The 23,938-nt window shown below is 50.8% G+C and carries 21 protein-coding genes; 17 read left to right on the plus strand and 4 right to left on the minus strand.

Annotated elements, in window-relative coordinates; translation table 11 throughout:
* Positions 1–122: 122 nt before the first annotated feature.
* Positions 123–2,546 (minus strand): glycerol-3-phosphate 1-O-acyltransferase PlsB, encoded by a 2,424-nt coding sequence (gene plsB / locus A7Z06_RS00195; RefSeq protein ID WP_016159874.1) that lies wholly within the window; start codon positions 2,544–2,546, stop codon positions 123–125.
* Positions 2,547–2,715: 169 nt separating this feature from the next.
* Between plsB and dgkA the strand changes: the two genes are divergently transcribed.
* The 4 genes from dgkA (at position 2,716) to A7Z06_RS00215 (ending at position 5,525) form a co-directional block, all read left to right on the plus strand.
* Positions 2,716–3,084, plus strand: a complete 369-nt coding sequence (dgkA, locus tag A7Z06_RS00200; protein ID WP_000002906.1) for a diacylglycerol kinase — start codon at positions 2,716–2,718, stop codon at positions 3,082–3,084.
* Between the two features lie 109 nt (positions 3,085–3,193).
* Positions 3,194–3,802 carry a transcriptional repressor LexA gene (lexA, locus tag A7Z06_RS00205; RefSeq protein WP_000646078.1) on the plus strand — a complete coding sequence of 203 codons (609 nt, stop codon included), beginning with the start codon at positions 3,194–3,196 and terminating at the stop codon, positions 3,800–3,802.
* Positions 3,803–3,874: 72 nt separating this feature from the next.
* On the plus strand, positions 3,875–5,200 hold the full coding sequence (gene dinF / locus A7Z06_RS00210) for an MATE family efflux transporter DinF (protein ID WP_000874978.1): 1,326 nt from the start codon (positions 3,875–3,877) through the stop codon (positions 5,198–5,200).
* Between the two features lie 115 nt (positions 5,201–5,315).
* Complete coding sequence (locus tag A7Z06_RS00215) at positions 5,316–5,525, plus strand: CsbD family protein (RefSeq protein WP_001030603.1); 210 nt, start codon at positions 5,316–5,318, stop codon at positions 5,523–5,525.
* Between the two features lie 41 nt (positions 5,526–5,566).
* On the opposite strand, the gene zur is transcribed toward A7Z06_RS00215, so the two are convergent.
* Positions 5,567–6,082, minus strand: coding sequence for a zinc uptake transcriptional repressor Zur (zur, locus tag A7Z06_RS00220; protein WP_000416266.1), 516 nt, complete (start codon positions 6,080–6,082; stop codon positions 5,567–5,569).
* Positions 6,083–6,236: 154 nt separating this feature from the next.
* On the opposite strand from zur, the gene dusA reads away from it, so the two are divergent.
* Positions 6,237–7,232 carry a tRNA dihydrouridine(20/20a) synthase DusA gene (gene dusA / locus A7Z06_RS00225; protein ID WP_001272043.1) on the plus strand — a complete coding sequence of 332 codons (996 nt, stop codon included), beginning with the start codon at positions 6,237–6,239 and terminating at the stop codon, positions 7,230–7,232.
* A gap of 135 nt (positions 7,233–7,367) precedes the next feature.
* Positions 7,368–7,610, plus strand: a complete 243-nt coding sequence (gene pspG, locus A7Z06_RS00230) for an envelope stress response protein PspG (protein ID WP_000891404.1) — start codon at positions 7,368–7,370, stop codon at positions 7,608–7,610.
* 163 nt (positions 7,611–7,773) lie between these two features.
* Here the strand turns inward: pspG and A7Z06_RS00235 are convergent, their stop codons facing one another.
* Positions 7,774–8,757, minus strand: a complete 984-nt coding sequence (locus tag A7Z06_RS00235) for a quinone oxidoreductase (RefSeq protein ID WP_000235546.1) — start codon at positions 8,755–8,757, stop codon at positions 7,774–7,776.
* 82 nt (positions 8,758–8,839) lie between these two features.
* Between A7Z06_RS00235 and dnaB the strand changes: the two genes are divergently transcribed.
* From dnaB to A7Z06_RS00265, 6 genes are all read left to right on the plus strand, one after another.
* Entirely contained in the window at positions 8,840–10,255 is a 1,416-nt protein-coding gene (dnaB, locus tag A7Z06_RS00240) for a replicative DNA helicase (protein WP_000918355.1), read from the plus strand.
* A gap of 52 nt (positions 10,256–10,307) precedes the next feature.
* On the plus strand, positions 10,308–11,387 hold the full coding sequence (gene alr / locus A7Z06_RS00245; protein ID WP_001147290.1) for an alanine racemase: 1,080 nt from the start codon (positions 10,308–10,310) through the stop codon (positions 11,385–11,387).
* A gap of 242 nt (positions 11,388–11,629) precedes the next feature.
* Positions 11,630–12,823, plus strand: a complete 1,194-nt coding sequence (gene tyrB / locus A7Z06_RS00250; RefSeq protein WP_000486927.1) for an aromatic amino acid transaminase — start codon at positions 11,630–11,632, stop codon at positions 12,821–12,823.
* A 335-nt stretch (positions 12,824–13,158) separates the two neighbouring features.
* Positions 13,159–13,872: an acid phosphatase AphA gene (gene aphA / locus A7Z06_RS00255; protein WP_010344812.1), complete on the plus strand. Its 714-nt coding sequence runs from the start codon at positions 13,159–13,161 to the stop codon at positions 13,870–13,872.
* A 110-nt stretch (positions 13,873–13,982) separates the two neighbouring features.
* Entirely contained in the window at positions 13,983–14,399 is a 417-nt protein-coding gene (locus A7Z06_RS00260) for a secondary thiamine-phosphate synthase enzyme YjbQ (RefSeq protein ID WP_000270381.1), read from the plus strand.
* 3 nt (positions 14,400–14,402) lie between these two features.
* On the plus strand, positions 14,403–14,759 hold the full coding sequence (locus A7Z06_RS00265; protein ID WP_000155671.1) for an MmcQ/YjbR family DNA-binding protein: 357 nt from the start codon (positions 14,403–14,405) through the stop codon (positions 14,757–14,759).
* A 165-nt stretch (positions 14,760–14,924) separates the two neighbouring features.
* On the opposite strand, the gene uvrA is transcribed toward A7Z06_RS00265, so the two are convergent.
* Positions 14,925–17,747, minus strand: coding sequence for an excinuclease ABC subunit UvrA (uvrA, locus tag A7Z06_RS00270; protein WP_000357757.1), 2,823 nt, complete (start codon positions 17,745–17,747; stop codon positions 14,925–14,927).
* A gap of 250 nt (positions 17,748–17,997) precedes the next feature.
* Here uvrA and ssb1 point away from each other — a divergent pair, with 250 nt between their 5' ends.
* The 5 genes from ssb1 to A7Z06_RS21850 all read left to right on the plus strand — a co-directional run bounded on the left by ssb1 (position 17,998) and on the right by A7Z06_RS21850 (position 23,927).
* On the plus strand, positions 17,998–18,534 hold the full coding sequence (gene ssb1 / locus A7Z06_RS00275; protein ID WP_000168309.1) for a single-stranded DNA-binding protein SSB1: 537 nt from the start codon (positions 17,998–18,000) through the stop codon (positions 18,532–18,534).
* Between the two features lie 158 nt (positions 18,535–18,692).
* Positions 18,693–19,940, plus strand: coding sequence for a tyrosine-type recombinase/integrase (locus A7Z06_RS00280; protein WP_000654660.1), 1,248 nt, complete (start codon positions 18,693–18,695; stop codon positions 19,938–19,940).
* Positions 19,927–21,489, plus strand: a complete 1,563-nt coding sequence (locus tag A7Z06_RS00285) for a site-specific integrase (protein ID WP_021571019.1) — start codon at positions 19,927–19,929, stop codon at positions 21,487–21,489. The genes A7Z06_RS00280 and A7Z06_RS00285 overlap by 14 nt, the downstream gene beginning before the upstream one ends.
* Positions 21,482–23,515 carry a hypothetical protein gene (locus A7Z06_RS00290; protein ID WP_000807724.1) on the plus strand — a complete coding sequence of 678 codons (2,034 nt, stop codon included), beginning with the start codon at positions 21,482–21,484 and terminating at the stop codon, positions 23,513–23,515. Before A7Z06_RS00285 ends, A7Z06_RS00290 begins: the two co-directional genes overlap by 8 nt.
* Entirely contained in the window at positions 23,508–23,927 is a 420-nt protein-coding gene (locus A7Z06_RS21850; protein ID WP_001062124.1) for a hypothetical protein, read from the plus strand. The genes A7Z06_RS00290 and A7Z06_RS21850 overlap by 8 nt, the downstream gene beginning before the upstream one ends.
* The last annotated feature ends 11 nt before the right edge of the window (positions 23,928–23,938 follow it).

Here is a 23,938-nt window from a genome sequence, read left to right on the forward strand (position 1 = left end):
TGTGAAATGCTGCCTGATGCGCTGCGCTTATCAGGCCTACATAACACATCGCAATTTATTGAATTTGCAGGTCATAGTAGGCCGGGTAAGGCGTTTGCGCCGCATCCGGCAACGCTCATCAGTTACCCTTCGCCCTGCGTCGCACTCTCAATCGTTAAGCGTACATCGGACGTAATCAACTCCGCCAGCAACTGATAAACCTTCATCGTTTCTGCCGGTTCGGCGTCGCCGCTGTCGCTGATATATCCTTCATCACGCAGCGTCAGCACCAGAGAACTGAACACCGCTTTGTCGAAGAACTCCGGTGCGTTGATGCCGTGCAGCACGGAAAGACGTTGTGCCACAGTGCGGCTCTCTTTCTCCAGCGTACCGCGATTGATCGACGGGTTGGCGCTCAACAGCCAGAAGGTAATCGCATAACGTTGCAGCGTTTCACGCGCGCCTGCGGCAAGCAACTGAAGCGTGCGGGAGTGCGCCGGATTGATATGTAACTCATCATCTTGCAGCGTAATCAGCCCCTGGCGTTGCATCTCATTCGCCAGCGCATCAATAACACCCGGCAACTCGTCACGCTCCCAGCGCAGGAACAGCTCCGCTTTTAGCATTGGGTAAAGCACATTGACGTGCTCCATCAACACTTCGCGGGAGATGTGCCGATGCTGCGTCACAATTGCTGCCATCAGCGAAGGCAGAACCAACATATGCGCAATGTTGTTGCGATAGTAGGTCATCAGCACCGCTTGCTCACGCGGCAGGATAATAATGTCGCCGATGGTGTCTTTCTCAACTTCAAACTTGTTCATTTGCAGCGCGTGATCAATCAGCTCACCGGCGCTGGCTGAAGGAACGGTAGAGTCCGTGGAGTAAGGCACGTTGCGCATCAAATCGAGATAACAATTCAGCTGCTCAGTCAATTGCTCGCGAGTGAGTGAACGCTGACGTGACGCCAGCAGCGCAGTACAGCACAGGTTCATGGCGTTAGCCGCGCCTGCGTTGTTAATGCGCACCATCAGATCGGCAGCAATGTTATTGACTGTCGGCGTTAACCAGGCCGGGCGTACAGCTTCAATGGGATCAATAGATTCACGCCAGTCTGGCACGTGCTGGTTGAGATAGGTCATCAACGGCATCGGTTCACCGAAGTTGACATACCCCTGACCGAGATTACGCAGCTTGCTTAAACCGCGCAGCATCTGCGGCAGGCTCTCTTTCTCTTTTGTCGCGCCGCGCAGTTCTTTGGCGTAAGTACCCACTTCCATGACGTGCTCATAACCGATGTAGATCGGAATCAACGTAATCGGACGCGTACCGCCACGCAGCATCGCCTGAATGGTCATCGACAGTGTGCCGGTTTTCGGATCAAGCAAACGTCCTGTACGCGAACGACCGCCTTCCACAAAGTACTCAACGGAATAACCACGGCTGAACAGTTCGCCGAGATATTCACGGAATACGGTAGAGTAGAGTTTATTGCCTTTAAAAGTACGGCGAATAAAGAACGCCCCCAGACGGCGGAAAATCGGCCCGGCAGGCCAGAAGTTCAGGTTGATCCCGGCGGCGATATGCGGCGGCACCAGCCCCTGGTGATACAGCACGTAAGAGAGCAGCAGGTAGTCCATGTGGCTACGGTGGCATGGCACATACACCAGCTCATGACCGTCGTGAGCCAGCTGGCGAACGCGTTCGGCATTATGGACGTTGATTCCCTGATAGAGCCGGTTCCAGGTGAAGCCCAGAATACGGTCAGTCAGGCGGATCATCTCGTAAGAGAAATTCGCCGCAATCTCTTCCATCAGCGCAATCGCGTTCTGCTGCGCTTTTTCATGGGAGATTTTTTTGCTGCGCGCTTCATCTTCTACCGCTTTGGCAATTGCACGCGAGGCGAGCAGCTTATTGAACAAATCCTGACGAGCAGGCAAGCGTGGACCCACGGCAGCCAGACGCTGACGGGCAAAGTGCATACGCGCCACGCGCGCCAGTTTTTGGGCGATAGTTTTATCTGTGCCGTGTTCATCAGCCATGCGGCGTAGCGAAACTGACGGCGAGAAACGCACAAAGCTATCGCGACCAAGCCACAGTACGGCGAAAAATTTCTGCACGCCGTTGAGCATACGTAGTGGCGGGTTTACTTCGCCTTTTTCACGTCCTGGCGCACGACCAAACATCACCGATACCGGCACCATCTGCACATCCAGATTTGGGTTGCTACGGTGCAGATCGAGATAGTCGTGGAACAGCTTAATAGACTCTTCTTTCGGCGTGTAATAGGTGAAAACACGCGGCCCGCCATGAATAAACACATAGCGCGGCAGTAGCGTGCCGTCTACCTCCAGCGGCTCTAATGGATCAGGCAGATCATGCGCCAGGCACTGGGCGCGCAACGTCAGCAAATCCGCTTTTGAGTTGTACGGTAAAACGTACATAATTGGACGAGAGGTATCGAGCCCCAATTCCGGGGCAGGATCTGCCGGAATAGACTTGCTTTTTACCAGGATGCTTAATGGTAAATTCAGTAATTTGTAGTAAATTCGTGGCCAGCCGGACATAAACGATGTAAAGCCTCTGGTTAATAATGCAAATGCGCGGGAAGGATAGCAGAAAGTCATGGGAAATTCTGTGGTATCCGCTCATGTTTCGCGCGGCGCTACGCTACCGGAATCATCGGATTCAACGGTACACTGATATTGACGCTCATAATGTAAAAAGGTTCTTTCAATGGCCAATAATACCACTGGATTCACTCGAATTATCAAAGCCGCTGGCTATTCCTGGAAAGGTTTACGCGCTGCATGGATCAACGAAGCGGCATTCCGTCAGGAAGGCGTGGCGGTATTGTTGGCGGTGGTCATCGCTTGCTGGCTGGATGTGGACGCGATAACCCGCGTACTGCTTATTAGCTCCGTCATGTTGGTGATGATTGTGGAAATTCTCAATAGCGCCATCGAAGCGGTGGTTGATCGTATTGGCTCTGAATACCACGAGCTTTCCGGGCGGGCGAAAGATATGGGATCCGCTGCGGTGCTGATCGCGATTATCGTCGCTGTGGCAACCTGGGTCATTCTGTTATGGTCGCATTTTGGATAACCCTTCCAGAATTCGATAAATCTCTGGTTTATTGTGTAGTTTATGGTTCCAAAATCGCCTTTTGCTGTATATACTCACAGCATAACTGTATATACACCCAGGGGGCGGAATGAAAGCGTTAACGGCCAGGCAACAAGAGGTGTTTGATCTCATTCGTGATCACATCAGCCAGACAGGTATGCCGCCGACGCGTGCGGAAATCGCGCAGCGTTTGGGGTTCCGTTCCCCAAACGCGGCTGAAGAACATCTGAAAGCGTTGGCACGCAAAGGCGTAATTGAAATTGTTTCCGGCGCATCGCGTGGGATTCGTTTGTTGCAGGAAGAGGAAGAAGGGTTGCCATTGGTAGGTCGTGTGGCTGCCGGTGAACCGCTTCTGGCGCAGCAGCATATTGAAGGTCATTATCAGGTCGATCCTTCCTTGTTCAAGCCGAATGCCGATTTCCTGCTGCGCGTCAGCGGAATGTCGATGAAAGATATCGGCATTATGGATGGCGACTTGCTGGCAGTGCATAAAACTCAGGATGTACGTAATGGTCAGGTCGTTGTCGCACGTATTGATGACGAAGTTACCGTTAAGCGTCTGAAAAAACAGGGCAATAAAGTCGAATTATTGCCAGAAAACAGCGAGTTTAAACCGATTGTCGTTGACCTTCGTCAGCAGAGCTTCACCATTGAAGGGCTGGCCGTTGGGGTTATTCGCAACGGCGACTGGCTGTAACAGATCTCTGATACCGCGATGCCGCCTGGCGTCGCGGTTTGTTTTTCATCTCTCTTCATCAGGCTTGTCTGCATGGCATTCCTCACTTCATCTGATAAAGCTCTCTGGCATCTCGCCTTACCTATGATTTTCTCCAATATCACCGTTCCGTTGCTGGGGCTGGTTGATACGGCGGTAATTGGTCATCTTGATAGTCCGGTTTATCTGGGCGGCGTGGCGGTTGGCGCAACGGCGACCAGCTTTCTCTTTATGCTGTTGCTGTTTTTGCGCATGAGCACTACCGGGCTTACTGCGCAGGCGTATGGTGCCAAAAATCCTCAGGCATTAGCGCGTGCGCTGGTGCAGCCGTTGCTACTGGCGCTGGGGGCTGGCGCGTTGATTGCTCTGTTGCGTACACCGATTATCGATCTGGCGCTGCATATTGTTGGTGGCAGTGAAGCCGTGCTGGAACAGGCGCGGCGCTTTCTTGAAATTCGGTGGCTAAGTGCACCGGCGTCGCTGGCAAACCTGGTATTACTTGGCTGGTTGCTCGGCGTGCAATATGCCCGTGCGCCGGTTGTCCTGTTAGTGGTGGGTAATATTCTCAACATTGTGCTGGATGTCTGGCTGGTGATGGGGCTGCATATGAACGTGCAGGGCGCGGCGCTGGCAACGGTCATCGCAGAATATGCGACGTTGCTGATTGGTCTGCTAATGGTGCGTAAAATCCTCAAACTACGCGGTATTTCCGGCGAAATGCTGAAAACAGCCTGGCGAGGAAACATCCGTCGCTTGCTGGCGCTTAACCGCGACATCATGCTGCGCTCCCTGTTATTGCAACTCTGTTTTGGTGCAATAACGGTACTTGGCGCGCGACTGGGAAGTGACATTATCGCCGTTAACGCGGTTCTGATGACGCTACTCACCTTTACCGCCTATGCGCTGGATGGTTTTGCCTACGCGGTTGAAGCTCATTCAGGTCAGGCATACGGTGCGCGCGACGGGAGCCAGTTACTGGATGTCTGGCGCGCAGCGTGTCGCCAGTCGGGGATCGTGGCGTTGCTGTTTTCTGTGATTTATTTGCTGGCAGGGGAACACATTATTGCGTTGCTGACGTCATTAACCCAGATTCAGCAGCTGGCCGATCGCTATCTTATCTGGCAGGTCATTTTACCGCTGGTTGGTGTCTGGTGTTATCTGCTGGACGGCATGTTTATAGGTGCAACGCGCGCCGCCGAAATGCGAAACAGTATGGCGGTGGCAGCAGCAGGATTTGCGCTGACGCTCCTCACACTGCCGTGGTTGGGTAATCATGGTTTGTGGCTGGCGTTAACCGTCTTTCTGGCGCTGCGCGGGCTTTCTCTGGCGGCTATCTGGCGTCGTCACTGGCGCAACGGAACCTGGTTTGCCGGAGCGTGACGGTTAAATATTCTGAATAAATAATCCTAAGCCAAATTCCTGACTACACTTAATCCCACGTTCAGAAGAAAAGCGAGCGTACTCTCATTCACCACCTAACGATGAGGACTTGAATATGAATAAAGACGAAGTCGGCGGTAACTGGAAACAGTTCAAAGGTAAAGTGAAAGAGCAATGGGGCAAACTGACCGATGATGATATGACGGTCATTGAAGGTAAACGTGATCAGTTAGTGGGTAAAATCCAGGAACGCTACGGTTACCAGAAAGATCAGGCAGAGAAAGAGGTCGTGGACTGGGAAACCCGCAATGAATACCGCTGGTAATTAATCCCTCCTGCCCGACGTGTACAAGGATGTACGCCCTCTTAACGCGGTTTCTTTTTCACCTGAATAGAGTGGTCATGATGGCACTGTTCAGGATGACGACACGCTTCCACTTCTACACATGCTGAACATAATCCATGCGCTTCAATCACATTATGCCGCAGGGCAAAACCCATTTTTGCCGCCAGCGTATGCATGATGTCTTCCACACCTTCCGCACACTCTTCTTTCACTGCGCCGCAGCGATCGCAAATAAACATAGCTGAAGTATGCGTTGGTTGATCGAACAGGTGACAGAGCACATAGCTGTTGGTGGACTCAACTTTATGCACAAAACCTTGTTCAAGCAGAAAATCGAGTGCGCGATAAACCGTTGGCGGCTTGGCCTGCGGCTCTGCTTCACGCAGTAAATCAAGCAGATCGTAGGCGCTGATTGCTCCTTCCTGCAGACTCATCAGGCGCAACACTTCAAGGCGCTGCGGGGTCAGGCGCACATTACGCTGTGCACAGAGTTTTTCAGCTTGCGCTAATAACTCCTGCGTTGTGGTCTTTTCCATTGGGCACCTCAAAGTGGGGTTAAGAATGTCCTTACTTTACCATAGTTCTCACTTAAACGCCGAGAACAGGGCGTCATAGCTGTCACATTGCCTGATCGCATATTCGTTATGCTATAGTAGCGCCCCCAATTCACCAGGTGCTTAAAAAAACGCCATGTCAGCAGAATCACAAACCGCTTATCCCGCATACCGTTTCTCCATTGCCCCGATGCTCGACTGGACGGACAGACATTGCCGTTATTTCCTGCGTCTGCTCTCCCGCAATACACTTCTCTATACCGAAATGGTGACCACGGGGGCAATTATTCACGGTAAAGGTGATTACCTGGCGTACAGTGAAGAAGAGCATCCGGTGGCGTTGCAACTGGGTGGAAGCGATCCAGCGGCACTGGCGCAGTGTGCGAAGCTGGCAGAAGCGCGCGGATACGATGAAATCAATCTGAATGTCGGCTGCCCGTCTGACCGGGTACAGAACGGCATGTTTGGCGCGTGCCTGATGGGTAATGCGCAACTGGTAGCCGACTGCGTTAAAGCGATGCGCGATGTGGTGTCGATTCCAGTCACGGTGAAAACGCGTATTGGTATTGACGACCAGGACAGCTATGAATTTCTTTGTGATTTCATCAACACCGTTTCCGGTAAAGGCGAGTGTGAGATGTTTATCATCCACGCGCGTAAAGCCTGGCTTTCTGGTTTAAGCCCGAAAGAAAACCGCGAAATCCCGCCGCTCGATTACCCGCGCGTCTATCAACTGAAGCGTGACTTTCCGCATCTGACGATGTCGATTAACGGTGGCATCAAGTCGCTGGAAGAGGCTAAAGCGCATTTGCAACATATGGATGGTGTGATGGTCGGACGCGAGGCGTACCAGAATCCGGGGATTCTGGCGGCGGTGGATCGAGAGATCTTTGGTTCCTCGGATACTGATGCCGATCCGGTGGCGGTAGTCCGTGCCATGTATCCGTACATTGAGCGTGAGCTTAGTCAGGGGACGTATCTCGGCCATATTACCCGGCATATGCTGGGTCTGTTCCAGGGTATTCCTGGTGCGCGGCAGTGGCGTCGTTATTTAAGTGAAAATGCCCATAAAGCGGGTGCTGACATTAACGTGCTGGAACATGCGCTCAAACTGGTGGCGGATAAGCGTTAATTTTTCACCACAAAGTAGTCAAATTCACTATGCCCTGCGCACCGTCGCGGGGCATATTTTTTGATAAATCATAATGTTAGGTTTTGGCATGATTCTTGTAATGGCTGCAAGAGATTTCATATTTGGGAGTACATCATGCTGGAACTACTTTTTGTGATTGGCTTTTTTGTCATGTTGATGGTCACCGGCGTTTCGTTGCTGGGCATTATCGCCGCGCTGGTTGTGGCGACGGCCATTATGTTCCTCGGTGGTATGCTGGCATTGATGATTAAGTTGCTGCCGTGGTTACTGCTGGCGATTGCGGTGGTGTGGGTTATTAAGGCGATTAAAGCACCAAAAGTGCCGAAATATCAGCGTTATGACCGCTGGCGTTACTAAGGGATTGTGCGGATGATCACAACCTAAGGTTTTATCCTTAGAACAAAATAGGAATTGATTATCAAATCTGTCACTATTGCGTCTCTAACAGATTCATCGTGCTGTACCCTACATACAGCCGAACTATAAAAGAAAGGGCTTCCCAGGTGGAAGCCCAATTTCTTTATGGGATCAGTAAGCTGGAACCCTGCGTCGCCCGGCTTTCCAGAATCTCATGCGCACGCCGCGCATCCTTCAGCGGATATTTCTGTTGCTCTGCGACATCGACCTTAATCACGCCGCTGGCGATCAAAGAAAACAGTTCATTACTGGCTTCGGTTAACTCATCCCGCGTGGTGATATAGCCTTGCAGGGAAGGGCGTGTCACATACAGCGAGCCTTTCTGATTGAGAATGCCTAAGTTCACACCCGTCACCGCGCCTGATGAGTTACCAAAACTGACCATTAAACCGCGACGTTGCAGACAATCCAGCGACCGTTCCCAGGTATCTTTGCCTACGGAATCGTACACCACGCGCACTTTCTTGCCGTCGGTGATCTCTTTTAATCGCTCGACCAGATTTTCGTCGCGATAGTTAATTACCTGCCATGCACCCGCTTTTAATGCACTTTGCGCTTTTTGCGCGCTACCCACAGTGCCAATAAGTTTTGCTCCTAAGGCTTTTGCCCACTGGCAGGCAATTAAGCCCACGCCGCCAGCAGCCGCATGGAACAGGAACTGTTCGTCAGGTTTGATTTCATACGTTTTGCGCAGCAGATAATAAACCGTTAAGCCTTTCAGGAACGACGCGGCAGCTTGCTCAAAAGAGATCGCCGCTGGCAGAATTGCCGCTTTATCGGCATTGACGTTATGCACAGAACTGTAAGCCCCTAACGTTGACTGCGCATAAACCACACGATCGCCCGCTTTAATATGTTTCACGCCGCTGCCGACTTTGCTCACAATGCCAGCCGCTTCGGTGCCTAATCCGCTGGGTAGCGATGGCGGTGGATAAAGGCCGCTGCGGATATAAGTGTCGATGAAATTGATGCCAATGGCTTTATTTTCGACCTGGATTTCATTCTCTGCCGGATCGGCAGGAGTAAATTCCACGGTTTGAAGTACTTCCGGGCCACCGTGCTTGTGAAATTCAATTCGTGTTGCCATGTGTCCTCCAGAACGTATCGTCAGGGTCTGCTTCATATGGTAAAGTTTCGACCCATTCTTTATCTCGGTAACTCCATTCACTATGGCAGGAAATAAACCCTTCAACAAACAGCAGGCTGAACCCCGCGATCGCGATCCACAAGTTGCCGGGCTGAAAGTGCCTCCGCACTCGATCGAAGCGGAGCAGTCGGTGTTGGGCGGTTTAATGCTGGATAACGAACGCTGGGACGATGTGGCCGAGCGAGTGGTGGCAGATGATTTCTACACCCGTCCGCACCGTCATATCTTTACCGAAATGGCGCGTTTGCAGGAAAGCGGTAGCCCAATTGACCTGATCACCCTTGCCGAATCACTGGAGCGCCAGGGGCAACTTGACAGCGTTGGTGGTTTTGCTTATTTGGCGGAACTGTCAAAAAATACGCCAAGTGCAGCGAACATCAGTGCCTATGCCGACATCGTGCGCGAACGTGCCGTTGTCCGTGAGATGATCTCAGTTGCGAATGAGATTGCCGAAGCCGGTTTTGATCCGCAAGGGCGCACCAGTGAAGACTTGCTCGACCTTGCTGAATCTCGCGTCTTTAAAATTGCCGAAAGTCGTGCCAATAAAGACGAAGGGCCGAAGAATATCGCCGATGTGCTCGACGCCACGGTGGCGCGTATTGAGCAACTGTTCCAGCAACCGCACGATGGTGTAACCGGTGTTAATACCGGCTATGACGATCTCAACAAAAAAACCGCTGGCTTGCAGCCGTCGGATTTGATCATCGTCGCCGCGCGTCCGTCGATGGGTAAAACGACATTTGCGATGAACCTCGTCGAAAACGCGGCGATGTTGCAGGATAAACCAGTGCTTATCTTCTCGCTGGAGATGCCATCGGAACAGATTATGATGCGTTCTCTGGCGTCGTTGTCGCGCGTTGACCAGACCAAAATTCGTACCGGGCAACTGGATGATGAAGACTGGGCGCGTATTTCCGGCACGATGGGCATTTTGCTGGAAAAACGAAATATCTACATTGATGACTCCTCCGGCCTGACGCCAACGGAAGTGCGCTCCCGCGCGCGCCGTATTGCCCGTGAACACGGCGGCATCGGACTCATCATGATCGACTACCTGCAATTGATGCGCGTACCGGCGCTTTCAGACAACCGTACGCTGGAAATTGCAGAAATCTCCCGCTCGCTAAAAGCCCTGGCGAAAGAACTGAATGTGCCGGTGGTGGCGCTGTCTCAGTTGAACCGTTCTCTGGAACAACGTGCTGACAAACGCCCGGTCAACTCCGACCTGCGTGAATCCGGTTCCATCGAGCAGGATGCGGACCTGATCATGTTTATCTATCGTGATGAGGTTTATCACGAAAACAGTGACTTAAAAGGCATCGCGGAAATTATTATCGGTAAACAACGTAACGGCCCAATCGGGACGGTACGCCTGACCTTTAACGGTCAATGGTCGCGTTTCGACAACTACGCGGGGCCACAGTACGACGACGAATAATAATTATTTTATGAATTAGGTAATTAAAGCAAACACTTATCAAGGAACACAAATGCAAGCGGCAACTGTTGTGATTAACCGCCGCGCTCTGCGACACAACCTGCAACGTCTGCGTGAACTGGCACCTGCCAGTAAACTGGTTGCGGTGGTGAAAGCGAACGCCTACGGTCACGGTCTGATTGAGACCGCGCGAACGCTCCCCGATGCCGACGCCTTTGGCGTTGCCCGTCTCGAAGAAGCCCTGCGGCTTAGGGCGGGGGGCATCACGCAACCTATTTTGTTACTGGAAGGCTTTTTTGAAGCAGACGATCTGCCGACGATCTCCGCTGAACATCTGCATACTGCCGTGCATAACGAAGAACAGCTTGCTGCGCTGGAAGAGGCCAATCTGGAGGAGCCAGTTACCGTCTGGATGAAACTCGACACCGGTATGCACCGGCTGGGCGTGTTACCGGAACAAGCTGAAGCGTTTTATCAACGACTTACGCAATGTAAAAACGTCCGTCAGCCGGTGAATATTGTCAGCCACTTTGCTCGTGCTGATGAGCCAAAATGCGGCGCGACTGAGAAACAACTCGATATCTTCAATACCTTTTGCGAAGGCAGACCCGGCAAGCGTTCAATCGCCGCATCGGGCGGAATTTTGTTATGGCCGCAGTCGCATTTTGATTGGGTGCGCCCGGGCATCATTCTTTATGGCGTGTCACCGCTGGAAGATGGTTCCACCGGTGCCGATTTCGGTTGCCAGCCAGTGATGTCACTGACCTCCAGCCTGATTGCCGTGCGTGAGCATAAAGCAGGTGAACCGGTAGGCTATGGCGGCACCTGGATTAGCGAGCGCGATACCCGCCTTGGCGTGGTGGCGATGGGCTATGGCGATGGCTACCCGCGCGCCGCGCCGTCCGGTACACCAGTGCTGGTGAACGGCCGCGAAGTGCCGATTGTGGGGCGAGTCGCGATGGATATGATCTGCGTAGATTTAGGCCCGCAGGCGCAGGATAAAGCCGGGGATCAGGTCATTTTATGGGGCGAAGGTCTGCCCGTAGAGCGTATCGCAGAAATGACGAAAGTGAGTGCTTACGAACTTATCACGCGCCTGACATCAAGGGTCGCGATGAAATACGTGGATTAATCGTTCTGCAATAGTTGATTGTCTGTGCCGGATGCGGTGTGAAAGCCTTATCCGGCCTGCAAATTTATGTAAATTCAATAAATTGATACACTCTTGTCGTTCGTACCTCTGAAGGTTTTGCGTTTTTTATCAGCTTCGCTGCGTTATTAATTGCTGCTCATTGCTAAACATCCTCTCGATCTTCCCCATCTTCCGGTTTATTGTGTTTTAACCACCTGCCCGTAAACCTGGAGAACCATCGCGTGTTTCAAAAAGTTGACGCCTACGCTGGCGACCCGATTCTTTCGCTTATGGAGCGTTTTAAAGAAGACCCTCGCAGCGACAAAGTGAATTTGAGTATCGGTCTGTACTACAACGAAGACGGGATTATTCCACAATTAAAAGCCGTCGAAGAAGCGGAAGCGCGCCTGAATGCGCAGCCTCATGGCGCTTCACTTTATCTACCGATGGAAGGGCTTAACAGCTATCGCCATGCTATTGCGCCACTGCTGTTTGGCGCTAATCATCCGGTGTTACAACAACAGCGCGTGGCGACTATTCAAACGCTTGGCGGTTCAGGGGCATTGAAAGTGGGGGCTGACTTCCTGAAACGCTACTTCCCGGAATCAGGTGTGTGGGTCAGCGATCCCACCTGGGAAAATCACGTAGCAATATTTGCCGGGGCTGGATTCGAAGTGAGCACTTACCCCTGGTATGATGAAGTGACCAACGGTGTGCGTTTTGACGATCTGTTGGCGACGCTAAAAACATTGCCTGCCCGCAGTATTGTGCTGCTGCATCCGTGCTGTCATAACCCAACGGGCGCCGATCTCACCAACGACCAATGGGACGCAGTCATTGAAATTCTCAAAGCACGCGAGCTTATCCCATTTCTCGATATCGCTTATCAAGGATTTGGTGCCGGTATGGAAGAGGATGCCTACGCCATTCGCGCCATTGCCAGCGCCGGATTACCTGCTCTGGTAAGCAATTCATTCTCGAAAATTTTCTCCCTGTACGGCGAACGTGTCGGCGGTCTTTCGGTGGTGTGTGAAGATGCCGAAGCCGCAGGCCGTGTGCTGGGGCAACTGAAAGCTACTGTGCGCCGTATTTACTCCAGCCCGCCGAATTTTGGTGCACAGGTAGTGGCAACGGTGCTGAATGATGAGGCGTTGAAAGCCAGTTGGTTGGCAGAAGTAGAAGAAATGCGAACCCGTATTCTGGCAATGCGTCAGCAACTGGTGCGGGTGTTGAGCACTGAGATGCCGGAGCGCAATTTTGATTACCTGCTTAAGCAACGCGGCATGTTCAGCTATACCGGTTTAAGCGCCGCTCAGGTCGATCGCCTGCGCGAGGAATTTGGCGTTTACCTGATCGCCAGCGGTCGTATGTGTGTTGCCGGGCTTAACTCTGCGAACGTGCAGCGCGTTGCAAAGGCGTTTGCTGCAGTGATGTAAGGTTAACCAGCAGGCGGTTGAAAAGCCGCCTGCTCTACTATAAATAAGGGGGGCTATGTATTATCCAGGTAAATAGTACGAAGGAGATGAAGACTTATTTCTTATAAACGTGAATAAAATAGGCGTTTCATTTCCGAACATTTTTATACTATGGAAATATATTAAGTTATTAAATAGTTACAAACACGGACTGGTCTCATGTGATCCTTCTCCCTTTCTTCACAAAAGCCGCAGATAATCCTTCCTTTCCCTCGCTGCTGGCGTTATGGTCAGATGGCTTTTCCAACACACTTCATAATAAAAAGTTTCAACTTACTGACTATTTAGGGAAAAATATGCGCAAGATCACACAGGCATTGAGTGCCGTTTGCTTATTGTTCGCTCTAAACAGTTCTGCTGTTGCGTTAGCCTCTTCACCTTCACCGCTTAATCCCGGCACTAACGTTGCCAGACTCGCTGAACAGGCACCTGTCCATTGGGTATCGGTCGCACAAATTGAAAATAGCCTTGCCGGGCGCCCACCGATGGCGGTTGGGTTTGATATCGATGATACCGTTTTGTTTTCCAGCCCCGGATTCTGGCGCGGCAAGAAAATATTCTCGCCAGAAAGCGAAGATTATCTAAAAAACCCAGCATTCTGGGAAAAGATGAACAATGGTTGGGATGAATTCAGCATTCCAAAAGAGGTCGCACGTCAGCTAATTGATATACATGTCCGCCGTGGCGATACCATCTTTTTTGTGACTGGTCGTAGCCCAACGAAAACAGAAACGGTTTCGAAAACATTAGCCGACGATTTCCACATTCCGGCAAGCAGTATGAATCCGGTAATCTTTGCGGGTGATAAACCAGGACAAAACACGAAAACGCAGTGGTTGCAGGATAAAAATATCCGAATGTTTTATGGTGATTCCGATAATGATATGACTGCCGCGCGTGATGTCGGCATTCGTGGTATCCGTATTCTGCGTGCCTCCAACTCTACCTACAAACCCTTGCCACAAGCGGGTGCTTTTGGCGAAGAGGTGATCGTTAATTCAGAATACTGATAGTGCGGGAGAGTGTGTCACTCTCCCGAATGCTGTTTTTTTAATCACACCTTTATCCTTTCGCTGTCTTGCTGCAAACTGATTAAGAGAGTTTTATCAAGGAGCAGCACATGTGGTATCAAAAGACGCTCACGCTTAGCGCCAAATCTCGCGGGTTTCATCTGGTAACGGATGAAATTCTGAATCAACTGGCAGATATGCCGCGTGTTAATGTCGGTTTACTGCACCTGTTGCTGCAACACACTTCCGCCTCTCTGACACTTAATGAGAATTGCGACCCCACGGTACGCCAGGACATGGAGCGTTTTTTCCTCCGCACTGTTCCCGATAACGGAAACTATGAGCATGATTATGAAGGGGCAGATGATATGCCTTCTCATATCAAATCCTCAATGCTGGGAGTATCGCTTGTTTTGCCAGTGCATAAAGGACGTATTCAGACCGGCACCTGGCAGGGTATCTGGCTGGGGGAACATCGTGTCCACGGCGGATCGCGTCGCATCATCGCGACACTACAAGGGGAGTAAAAAATGACCATATCGGAGTTGCTACAATATTGCATGGCAAAACCTGGCGCTGAACAGAGCGTTCACAGCGACTGGAAAGCGACGCAAATCAAAGTGGAAGATGTGCTGTTTGCGATGGTGAAAGAAGTGGAAAATCGCCCGGCGGTTTCGCTGAAAACCAGCCCGGAACTGGCGGATCTTCTGCGTCAGCAGCACAGCGATGTACGTCCCAGCCGACATCTGAATAAAGCGCACTGGAGTACCGTATATCTCGACGGATCGTTGCCGGATTCGCAAATCTATTATCTGGTCGATGCGTCGTATCAGCAGGCGGTGAATTTGCTGCCGGAAGAAAAACGCAAATTGCTGGTACAACTCTGAAAGGAAAAGACCGTTCAGAAAGCGGCCTGATATTGCTGAAAAACTGGCTTAAAAGTCAAAAGCGGCACGGTTTTCCCCCTCGCCCCGGAGGGGCGAGGGGACTGTCCGAGCACATTTTTAGACTTTGTCATCAGTCTGAGGCCGCTCAGAAAGCGGCCTTTGTGATTACAGCATTGGTTTGAGGAAGCGCGCTGTATGCGAAGCTTCGCACTCCGCGACGGTTTCTGGCGTACCGGAGACGAGGATCTCGCCGCCGCCGCTGCCGCCTTCCGGGCCAAGATCGACAATCCAGTCGGCGGTTTTAATCACGTCCAGATTGTGCTCAATCACCACAATGGTGTTGCCCTGATCGCGCAGTTTATGCAGTACGTCGAGCAGTTGCTGAATATCGGCAAAGTGCAGACCGGTGGTCGGCTCATCGAGAATATACAGCGTCTGCCCGGTGCCGCGTTTTGATAGCTCACGCGCCAGCTTCACGCGCTGGGCTTCACCACCGGAAAGCGTGGTGGCGGACTGCCCGAGGCGGATGTACGTCAGGCCAACGTCCATCAACGTTTGCAGCTTACGCGCCAGCGCCGGTACGGCATCAAAGAACTCTCGCGCCTCTTCGATGGTCATATCCAGCACTTCGTGGATGGTTTTGCCTTTGTACTTTATCTCCAGCGTTTCGCGGTTATAGCGTTTACCTTTGCACTGGTCGCACGGTACGTAAATATCCGGCAGGAAGTGCATTTCAACTTTGATCACGCCATCGCCCTGACAGGCTTCGCAGCGTCCGCCACGGACGTTAAAGCTGAACCGTCCTGGCGTATAACCGCGCGCGCGGGATTCCGGTACGCCCGCAAACAATTCGCGCACAGGCGTAAACACGCCGGTATAGGTTGCCGGGTTGGAACGCGGAGTACGACCAATTGGGCTTTGGTCGATATCGATGACTTTATCGAAATGCTCCAGCCCCTGAATATCACGGTAGGGTGCCGGTTCGGCGATAGTCGCGCCGTTCAACTGGCGTTGGGCAATCGGGAACAGGGTATCGTTAATCAGCGTCGATTTACCGGAACCTGAAACCCCTGTAATGCAGGTAAACAGGCCTACTGGCAACGTTAGCGTCACATCTTTCAGGTTGTTGCCGCGTGCGCCTGTCAGTTTCAGCACTTTTTCCGGATTCGCAGGGACGCGTTTCTTCGGCACTTCAATCTTGCGTTTACCGCTCATGTACTGCCCGGTCAACGACTCTGGCACTGCCATAATCGCTTCCAGCGATCCTTCCGCGACCACTTCACCACCGTGAACACCTGCGCCTGGACCGATGTCGATAACGTGGTCAGCCGCGCGAATCGCGTCTTCATCGTGTTCCACCACAATCACGGTATTACCAAGATCGCGCAGATGGATAAGCGTACCCAGCAAACGTTCGTTATCGCGCTGGTGCAGGCCGATAGACGGCTCATCCAGCACATACATAACGCCAACCAGCCCTGCGCCAATCTGGCTCGCCAGACGGATACGCTGGGCTTCGCCGCCGGAAAGTGTCTCTGCCGAGCGGGAAAGTGTCAGGTAATTCAGCCCAACGTTAACGAGGAATTTCAGCCGGTCACCAATCTCTTTGAGGATTTTTTCCGCAATCTTCGCGCGTTGTCCAGCGAGTTTGAGATTATTGAAAAACTCCATCGCATGACCGATGCTCATGTCAGAGATTGCAGGCAGCGGCGTATTTTCGACATAAACATGGCGCGCTTCACGGCGCAAACGCGTCCCTTCACAACTGGCGCACGGACGATTGCTGATAAACTTAGCTAACTCTTCACGTACCGCGCTGGATTCCGTCTCTTTATAACGGCGCTCCATATTGTGCAGCACGCCTTCGAACGGATGGCGGCGGATGGAGGTATCGCCGCGATCGTTCATGTATTTAAATTCAATATTTTCTTTGCCAGAACCGTACAGCACCACTTTATGCACGTTTGCGCTCAGACTGCCCCACGGCGCTTCGACGTCAAACTTATAGTGATCTGCCAGTGATTTCAGCATCTGGAAATAATAGAAGTTGCGGCGATCCCAGCCACGGATCGCCCCGCCAGCCAGCGACAGTTCCGGGTTCTGGATCACGCGATCGGGATCGAAATATTGCTGTACGCCGAGGCCGTCACAGGTCGGGCAGGCGCCCGCCGGGTTGTTAAACGAGAACAGGCGTGGTTCCAGTTCGCGCATACTGTAGCCGCAAATCGGGCAGGCGAAGTTCGCGGAGAACAGCAGTTCTTCCGCTTTGGGATCGTCCATATCCGCAACAACCGCCGTACCGCCGGAAAGCTCCAGTGCGGTTTCAAACGATTCCGCCAGACGCTGGGTAAGATCGTCACGCACCTTGAAGCGATCGATAACCACTTCAATGGTGTGTTTCTTTTGCAGTTCCAGTTTCGGCGGATCGGAAAGATCGCAGACTTCGCCATCAATACGCGCGCGGATATAACCCTGACTCGCCAGATTCTCCAGCGTTTTAGTGTGTTCGCCTTTGCGCTCTTTGATGATTGGCGCGAGTAGCATCAGACGTTTGCCTTCCGGCTGCGAAAGCACGTTATCCACCATCTGGCTGACAGTTTGCGCCGCCAGCGGAACGTCGTGATCCGGGCAGCGCGGCTCGCCGACGCGAGCGTACAGCAGACGCAAATAGTCGTGGATTTCAGTGATGGTCCCCACTGTGGAACGCGGGTTATGAGACGTCGATTTCTGTTCAATTGAGATGGCGGGAGAAAGCCCCTCAATATGATCGACATCCGGTTTTTCCATCAGTGACAGAAACTGCCGCGCGTAGGCGGAAAGGGATTCAACGTAACGACGCTGCCCTTCGGCATATAAGGTGTCGAAAGCGAGCGAGGATTTGCCAGAACCCGAAAGCCCGGTGACGACAATCAGTTTGTCGCGGGGGATAACGAGGTTGATATTCTTGAGATTATGGGTGCGGGCGCCCCGAACTTCGATCTTATCCATTCACCTTTCCCGGATTAAACACTTTTTTGCCCGGCGGCATGGCGCTACCGGCGATCACAAACGGTTAATTATGACACAAATCGACCTGAATGAATATACAGTATTGGAATGCAAAACCCGGAGTGCTGTGTAACAATGTCGGGCCATGTTTGTTTACCGGAACCGAGGTCACATCGTGGTAAAACCGCTATTGGTAATGCTACAATCGCGCGTTTACACTTATTAGAACGTTTTTTTCAGGAGACACGACATGGCCAGCAGAGGCGTAAATAAGGTTATTCTCGTTGGTAATCTGGGCCAGGACCCGGAAGTACGCTATATGCCGAATGGTGGCGCAGTTGCCAACATTACGCTGGCTACTTCCGAATCCTGGCGTGATAAAGCGACCGGCGAGATGAAAGAGCAGACTGAATGGCACCGTGTTGTGCTGTTCGGCAAACTGGCGGAAGTTGCCAGCGAATATCTGCGTAAAGGTTCTCAGGTTTATATCGAAGGTCAGCTGCGTACCCGCAAATGGACTGACCAATCCGGCCAGGATCGCTACACCACAGAAGTCGTGGTGAACGTTGGCGGCACCATGCAGATGCTGGGTGGTCGCCAGGGCGGCGGCGCACCGGCAGGCGGTAACGTCGGTGGCGGTCAGCCGCAGGGCGGTTGGGGGCAGCCTCAGCAGCCGCAGGGTGGCAATCAGTTCAGCGGCGGTGCGCAGTCTCGCCCGCAGCAGTCCGCTCCGGCAGCGCCGTCTAACGAGCCGCCGATGGATTTCGATGACGACATTCCGTTCTAGGATTTACCTAAGACGTTTATGTAATTAATTATCTATCAGGCCCCTGTTAATACAGGGGCTTTTTATTTGCCGCGTCTCAAAAGTGTCAAATCGTAATTGATATCTTCCTAACATACTGTGTACCTTGCAATTATGTAAAGTGTATGGGGTATGGGCACATGAAGGATAACTACAAGGTTACAACATTTGTCATGGACAGTGGCGAGCGATACTGCATGGTGGTGGATCGTTCTTCTTGCCTTCCCGTGTATTACCCGACTCTTTTTTTAACAACCCAAATCCGCAACAGAGGGGATGCTTTTTCAACTATGCTAGCAGCAGCTAGCAACCTTGTTGTGCTGCTACGCTTCTTAGATAATCGTGGCATTGACCTAGAACAGCGATTTTTGACCAAAAATTTCTTCAAACCTTACGAACTGGACGATCTGCGGGATTTTGCTCAGCGCAAGCAGGGAAAGAAGCTGTTAGTTGCTTCTTCTACACCTTGGTTGGAAGATGCGAGTAGCGATACTGTTGATAACGGAACATTGCATTCCCGGCTGACAACATATGCCAAATATTTAGGTTGGTATGCAATGCATATTTTAAAGACGGCAGAACCGGGCGTTGTCGAACAGATCAATGAAATGTTGCAGCACATAAAGATACGTCGACCGTCGAAAAAGCGCAGAAACAGTGAATGGCAAGACAGGTCATTGAATGATGTGCAATTGGATACGCTATTTGAAGTTATCAAGCCGGGATCAGATTTAAATCCTTTCTCAATAGATGTTCAGCGTCGCAATCGGCTGATGATCTTACTTCTGTTTTATCTTGGTATTCGAGGTGGGGAATTGTTAAACATCAGAATACAAGATATTGATTTTAGTACTAACAGGATCCGTATATTTAGGCGAGCAGATGAGCTAGCTGATTCTAGAACCAATCAGCCCCATGCTAAAACGAGAGACCGGCTCTTGCCATTGGCTGAATCCCTAGTTCAAGAACTACATAGTTATATCATCCAAGATCGCCGGAAAGTCCGAAATGCAAAGAAAAATGACTACCTCTTTGTCACTTATAAGCTAGGGCCAACAGTTGGAAACCCTATCTCTAAAGGGGGATATCATAAAATCTTTTCCGTGGTCAGGGCTGTATCACCACAATTGTATGCAGCGACAGGGCATTCGTTCCGCCATACATGGAATCGAAAGTTTTCAGAAAGAATGGATGCCATGAATGAGCAAGTCAGCGAGGAACGCCAAGAGCAGCTCCGTTCTTACTTAATGGGTTGGAGAGATGGTTCGGGAACTGCAGCGACTTACAACAAGCGTTTCATTCAGCAAAAAGGGTTTGAGGCCGCTTTGGCATTGCAGGAAGGTAATGGCACTCGCTTGCCAAAGGACATGAAGAATGATGACGAGTAAGTTCCTACCGGCATTAGTGTCCGAGCGAATCTGTGCTAGGGCTAATGGCTACTTCTTTCACTTATATGATACATCGTGGATATTGGATAAAAATACCCACGCCACTCTTGTAGATATTCACCATTACTTGTCAGGTGAGGGGCTCAATGGCTGCCTACGCACGCTAGCATTTTATGCTTCTACTCAATCTGCTCCTCATACTCTGAACATTATTATGCGGTTTCAGCACATGCTGCGAGAGACTCATGCGAGAGAAATTACTGATACGGTATTGATTAATTATCGGGCGAGACTATTGCCTGCGACGGAATGGTATCTGGCAACTATACGTGGCTTTCTTCGAACTTGGCACCAGCTTGGTTATCCCGGTATCAGCAAAGATGTGATCAGTTTGTTGGATGGCTGGAGGCTGAAGGGTAATCGTAAGGGAGATGCGGTTAAGCGTCAGGATCCTCAAGAAGGGCCTCTGACGGATAATGAGCTGACAGCGTTTAACGAGGGGGCTGTTCGGGCTTATGAAAAGAGCTTAATTACCATAGCGGAGTTGGCTTTGGCACTTAGCATCAGTCATACAGGACGACGACCCATCCAGATCTCGCTGCTTCATGCAGTCGATGTGCTTTGCGGTAAAAATGGAAAGGGAGAGCCATTCTATGTTTTGAATGTGCCGCGAGCCAAGCAGCGCAGCAGTTCTTTTCGAATAAACTTCAAGCTCTTTGCGATATCACCAGAACTATGGGTAATTCTGAACACTCAGGCAAAGAATGCAATTGCAATGGTTGAGAATCGTCTGGGGTTTGAATTGCAGGAAGATGACCGACAGCAAATCCCTCTGTTTCCAGATCTTGATGTGTTAGCTACCGTCCAGTCTCCTTATGAATTCCGCCAACTGTTTGCTACCGACAAACTCCACATTCCCGCAGCAAAGATAACCAACACACTCCAGTACATCATAGAAAAATCTGATATCCGGTCAGAACGTACTGGTGAGCTATTACATATCAATGCTCGTCGTTTTCGCTATACCACGGGCACACGAGCTGCCAAGGAAGGATTTGGCGAATTGGTGATTGCGGAACTACTTGACCATACGGATACCCAAAACGCCGGCGTTTACATCAAGAACATTCCCGAACATGTGAAAAAGCTTGATGAGGCGGTTGGCTTCCAACTAGCACCATACGCCCAGGCCTTTGTCGGGGTACTTGTCGATTCAGAGAGGGGCGCGCATCGAGGTAACGACCCTGCCAGTCGCATTAGGACCGAGATAGGCCATGGTGTAGGTACTTGTGGGGAGCATGGTTTTTGTGGTGCCAATGTTCCTATTCCTTGCTACACCTGCATGCATTTCCAGCCTTGGCTGGATGGCCCCCATGAGGATGTCTATCAGGGGCTGCTCAACGAGCGTGAACGGGTGAAAGAGATAACCGGCGATATCCAGATTGCTGCCATACTTGATCGCAGCATTATCGCGGTGGCAGATGTGATCATGCGTTGTGCAAAACGTCGTGAAGAGCTTAGTCCACAGGGAGCAATCGCCAATGGCTGAGATTTTCCAGTTTAAACCAAAGGCTACGCTGACAGCAGCACAAAACCTTGGAGTATTCATATCCAAGTGCCGAGTACAATTGATTGTATTCGGTTCCGATCTGAATTGGGAAGCTCCTGTTTGGCCAAACATAACAGTGTTTGCCAAGCTAGGCATTATTACGCGAACACCTATGCAGGGAGAGGTACAAGACCCTGCGTTCATTGATTTCGCCAAAGCCTATTTTCGTTACCAGCAGGGACATCATCCCACAGGGACAAAGAATGAAAGTAAGGCCCTCCGTGCGATTGAGGCGGCTTTAATTCAAGTAAATGGAAATGCAAATATTGATGGTCTGTCGATTTCAGTACTGGATGAAGCATCTGAATTGGCAAGGCAGCACTACTCTGATGGTGCTGCATATCATTGTGGCCGAGAGATTGAGCGGCTGGCTAAGTTTGTCGTTGAAAATCGACTTGTATCAAGTGCTGTGCAAAATTGGGTTAATCCCATTAGGCGTGCAGAGGACAAAAACAAAACAGGCAGAGAGGCTAAAAAAAATAGGGAAAAGAAACTACCGAGTGATATTGCCCTCAACGCGCTTGCGGAAATTTTTGCAAACGATCCAATGGATGAAAGAGACATATTTACAACATCGGTGTTTGCTATGCTGATGTCTGCTCCTTCGCGCATTTCTGAAGTGTTAGCACTTCCTGCAGATTGTGAGGTGTTTGAAACCGATAGCGAAGATATAGAACGCTATGGTTGGCGTTTCTTTGCAGGTAAAGGCTATGAAGGGGGCATTAAATGGATACCCACTGTAATGGTTGGCGTTGCTAAAACAGCTATCGCTAGAACCAAAATGTTATCTGAGAATGCTCGACAGCTGGCCAAGTGGATTGAGATACACCCGGATAAATTTTACCGCCATGCTAACTGTCCTGATGTCGCTGATGATGAGCCGTTGACAATGGAACAGTCTTGTATGGCTCTCGGTCTTGCTTGTAAATCCAAAAAACAATGTCGTTCTTCTCTCTTTAATCGAGGGTTAGCTCAAGAAGATGGTTCGCACACACTAAAAAGCCTGTGGCGCCATGCTATGGCGCGATTGCCTGATGGTTTTCCGTGGTTTGATAAAGACAAGGGAATTAAGTACAGCAATGCTTTGTTTGCACTTAATGTAAATCAGTTCCACGGGAATCGCCGATGTATACCGATTGAATTGTATAAACCAACCAATAACTTCTTTAATAATGATCTGACGCCTCGGGAGACTTTGAATGGAAAACATGCCAGTATCTTTGATCGCTATAATTACCATGCTGAAAACGGTGAACGGGTTAAATTAACCTCGCACCAAGCTCGGCACCTACTTAACACCATAGCTCAGCGTGGTGGGCTCTCAAACTTGGAAATTGCCAAGTGGTCTGGTCGGGCAGATATGAAACAGAATCGAGCTTACAACCACATGACTGAATATGAGTTGGTTGGCATGTCTGAACGCCTCGATCCCTCAAAAGGTCTATTTGGGCCTGCTGGAGATGTGGCTAAGCACCTTCCTGTGACTATTCAAGAGTTCAATACGTTAGATCATGCCGCAGTCCATGTGACGGAGTATGGCTACTGCGTGCATGATTACACCATGGGCCCTTGCGAGAAGTTCCGAGATTGCGTCAATTGTACTGAGCAGGTTTGTATCAAAGGCGAGGATACAGAAATATTGGATCGAATTAAGAAACGTTTGGTGAAGTCGGAACGAATGTTTTGTATTGCTGATGCAGCGGTAGAACGCGGCGAGATGGGGGCTGATCGCTGGTATCAATACCACAAGAAAACTGTCACCCGGCTTCGTGAGTTAGTCGCTATTTTAGAGAATCCAGACATTGAAAATGGTGCCCAGATTAAGCTCCGGGGCAATGATTTCAGCCAGCTTCGCCGTGTTGTCGCAAAGACGTCTATTGCGGCCATCAAGCAAAAAGGCAAAGAAAGTGAAGAAGCTGTGATGTTAGATGATTTGACAACTTTGTTAGGAGGTGGCCTTGGCTAAGCATCTGGACAATAGAGACATTAACGCCATCGTGAATCTAATTCGAGGATGGCAGGAACCAAAACTGTCCTGGTCAGTAATTTGTGAGGCGGCAGAACCATTGGTTGGAAAGTTGCCGTCAAGACAGTCCCTTAATGCACATGGGGCAATAGTGACTGCCTATCAAACAAAGAAAGAGGCGCTTAAAGGCCGTGGCCCCAAAAATCCGCGTCCAGCTAGTTTGAACATTGCAGCCGCTAGGATTGTGAATCTTGAAAGCGAAATCGAAGAGCTTAAGGAAGAGAACCGGAGGTACAAACAACAGTTTGTGATCTGGCAATACAATGCATACAAACATGGAATGACAGGACATCAACTCAATGCGCAGCTGACAAAGATTGACCGTGAGCGCTCTGATGGAGAAAGAAGATAGTTGCTGAGTAC

It is taken from the genome of Escherichia sp. MOD1-EC6819, from assembly GCF_002965765.1.
GTDB classification, from domain to species: Bacteria; Pseudomonadota; Gammaproteobacteria; order Enterobacterales; family Enterobacteriaceae; genus Escherichia; species Escherichia ruysiae.

Coding starts and splice junctions, on each gene's coding strand:
- A7Z06_RS00260 (WP_000270381.1), top strand. CDS start 13,983: ATGTGGTATCAAAAGACGCTCACGCTTAGCGCCAAATCTCGCGGGTTT.
- A7Z06_RS00290 (WP_000807724.1), top strand. CDS start 21,482: ATGGCTGAGATTTTCCAGTTTAAACCAAAGGCTACGCTGACAGCAGCA.
- lexA (WP_000646078.1), top strand. CDS start 3,194: ATGAAAGCGTTAACGGCCAGGCAACAAGAGGTGTTTGATCTCATTCGT.
- A7Z06_RS00285 (WP_021571019.1), top strand. CDS start 19,927: ATGATGACGAGTAAGTTCCTACCGGCATTAGTGTCCGAGCGAATCTGT.
- uvrA (WP_000357757.1), bottom strand. CDS start 17,747: ATGGATAAGATCGAAGTTCGGGGCGCCCGCACCCATAATCTCAAGAAT.
- dusA (WP_001272043.1), top strand. CDS start 6,237: ATGTCAGCAGAATCACAAACCGCTTATCCCGCATACCGTTTCTCCATT.
- A7Z06_RS00235 (WP_000235546.1), bottom strand. CDS start 8,757: ATGGCAACACGAATTGAATTTCACAAGCACGGTGGCCCGGAAGTACTT.
- dgkA (WP_000002906.1), top strand. CDS start 2,716: ATGGCCAATAATACCACTGGATTCACTCGAATTATCAAAGCCGCTGGC.
- dinF (WP_000874978.1), top strand. CDS start 3,875: ATGGCATTCCTCACTTCATCTGATAAAGCTCTCTGGCATCTCGCCTTA.
- A7Z06_RS00280 (WP_000654660.1), top strand. CDS start 18,693: ATGAAGGATAACTACAAGGTTACAACATTTGTCATGGACAGTGGCGAG.
- ssb1 (WP_000168309.1), top strand. CDS start 17,998: ATGGCCAGCAGAGGCGTAAATAAGGTTATTCTCGTTGGTAATCTGGGC.
- A7Z06_RS00215 (WP_001030603.1), top strand. CDS start 5,316: ATGAATAAAGACGAAGTCGGCGGTAACTGGAAACAGTTCAAAGGTAAA.
- A7Z06_RS00265 (WP_000155671.1), top strand. CDS start 14,403: ATGACCATATCGGAGTTGCTACAATATTGCATGGCAAAACCTGGCGCT.
- pspG (WP_000891404.1), top strand. CDS start 7,368: ATGCTGGAACTACTTTTTGTGATTGGCTTTTTTGTCATGTTGATGGTC.
- aphA (WP_010344812.1), top strand. CDS start 13,159: ATGCGCAAGATCACACAGGCATTGAGTGCCGTTTGCTTATTGTTCGCT.
- zur (WP_000416266.1), bottom strand. CDS start 6,082: ATGGAAAAGACCACAACGCAGGAGTTATTAGCGCAAGCTGAAAAACTC.
- plsB (WP_016159874.1), bottom strand. CDS start 2,546: ATGTCCGGCTGGCCACGAATTTACTACAAATTACTGAATTTACCATTA.
- alr (WP_001147290.1), top strand. CDS start 10,308: ATGCAAGCGGCAACTGTTGTGATTAACCGCCGCGCTCTGCGACACAAC.
- dnaB (WP_000918355.1), top strand. CDS start 8,840: ATGGCAGGAAATAAACCCTTCAACAAACAGCAGGCTGAACCCCGCGAT.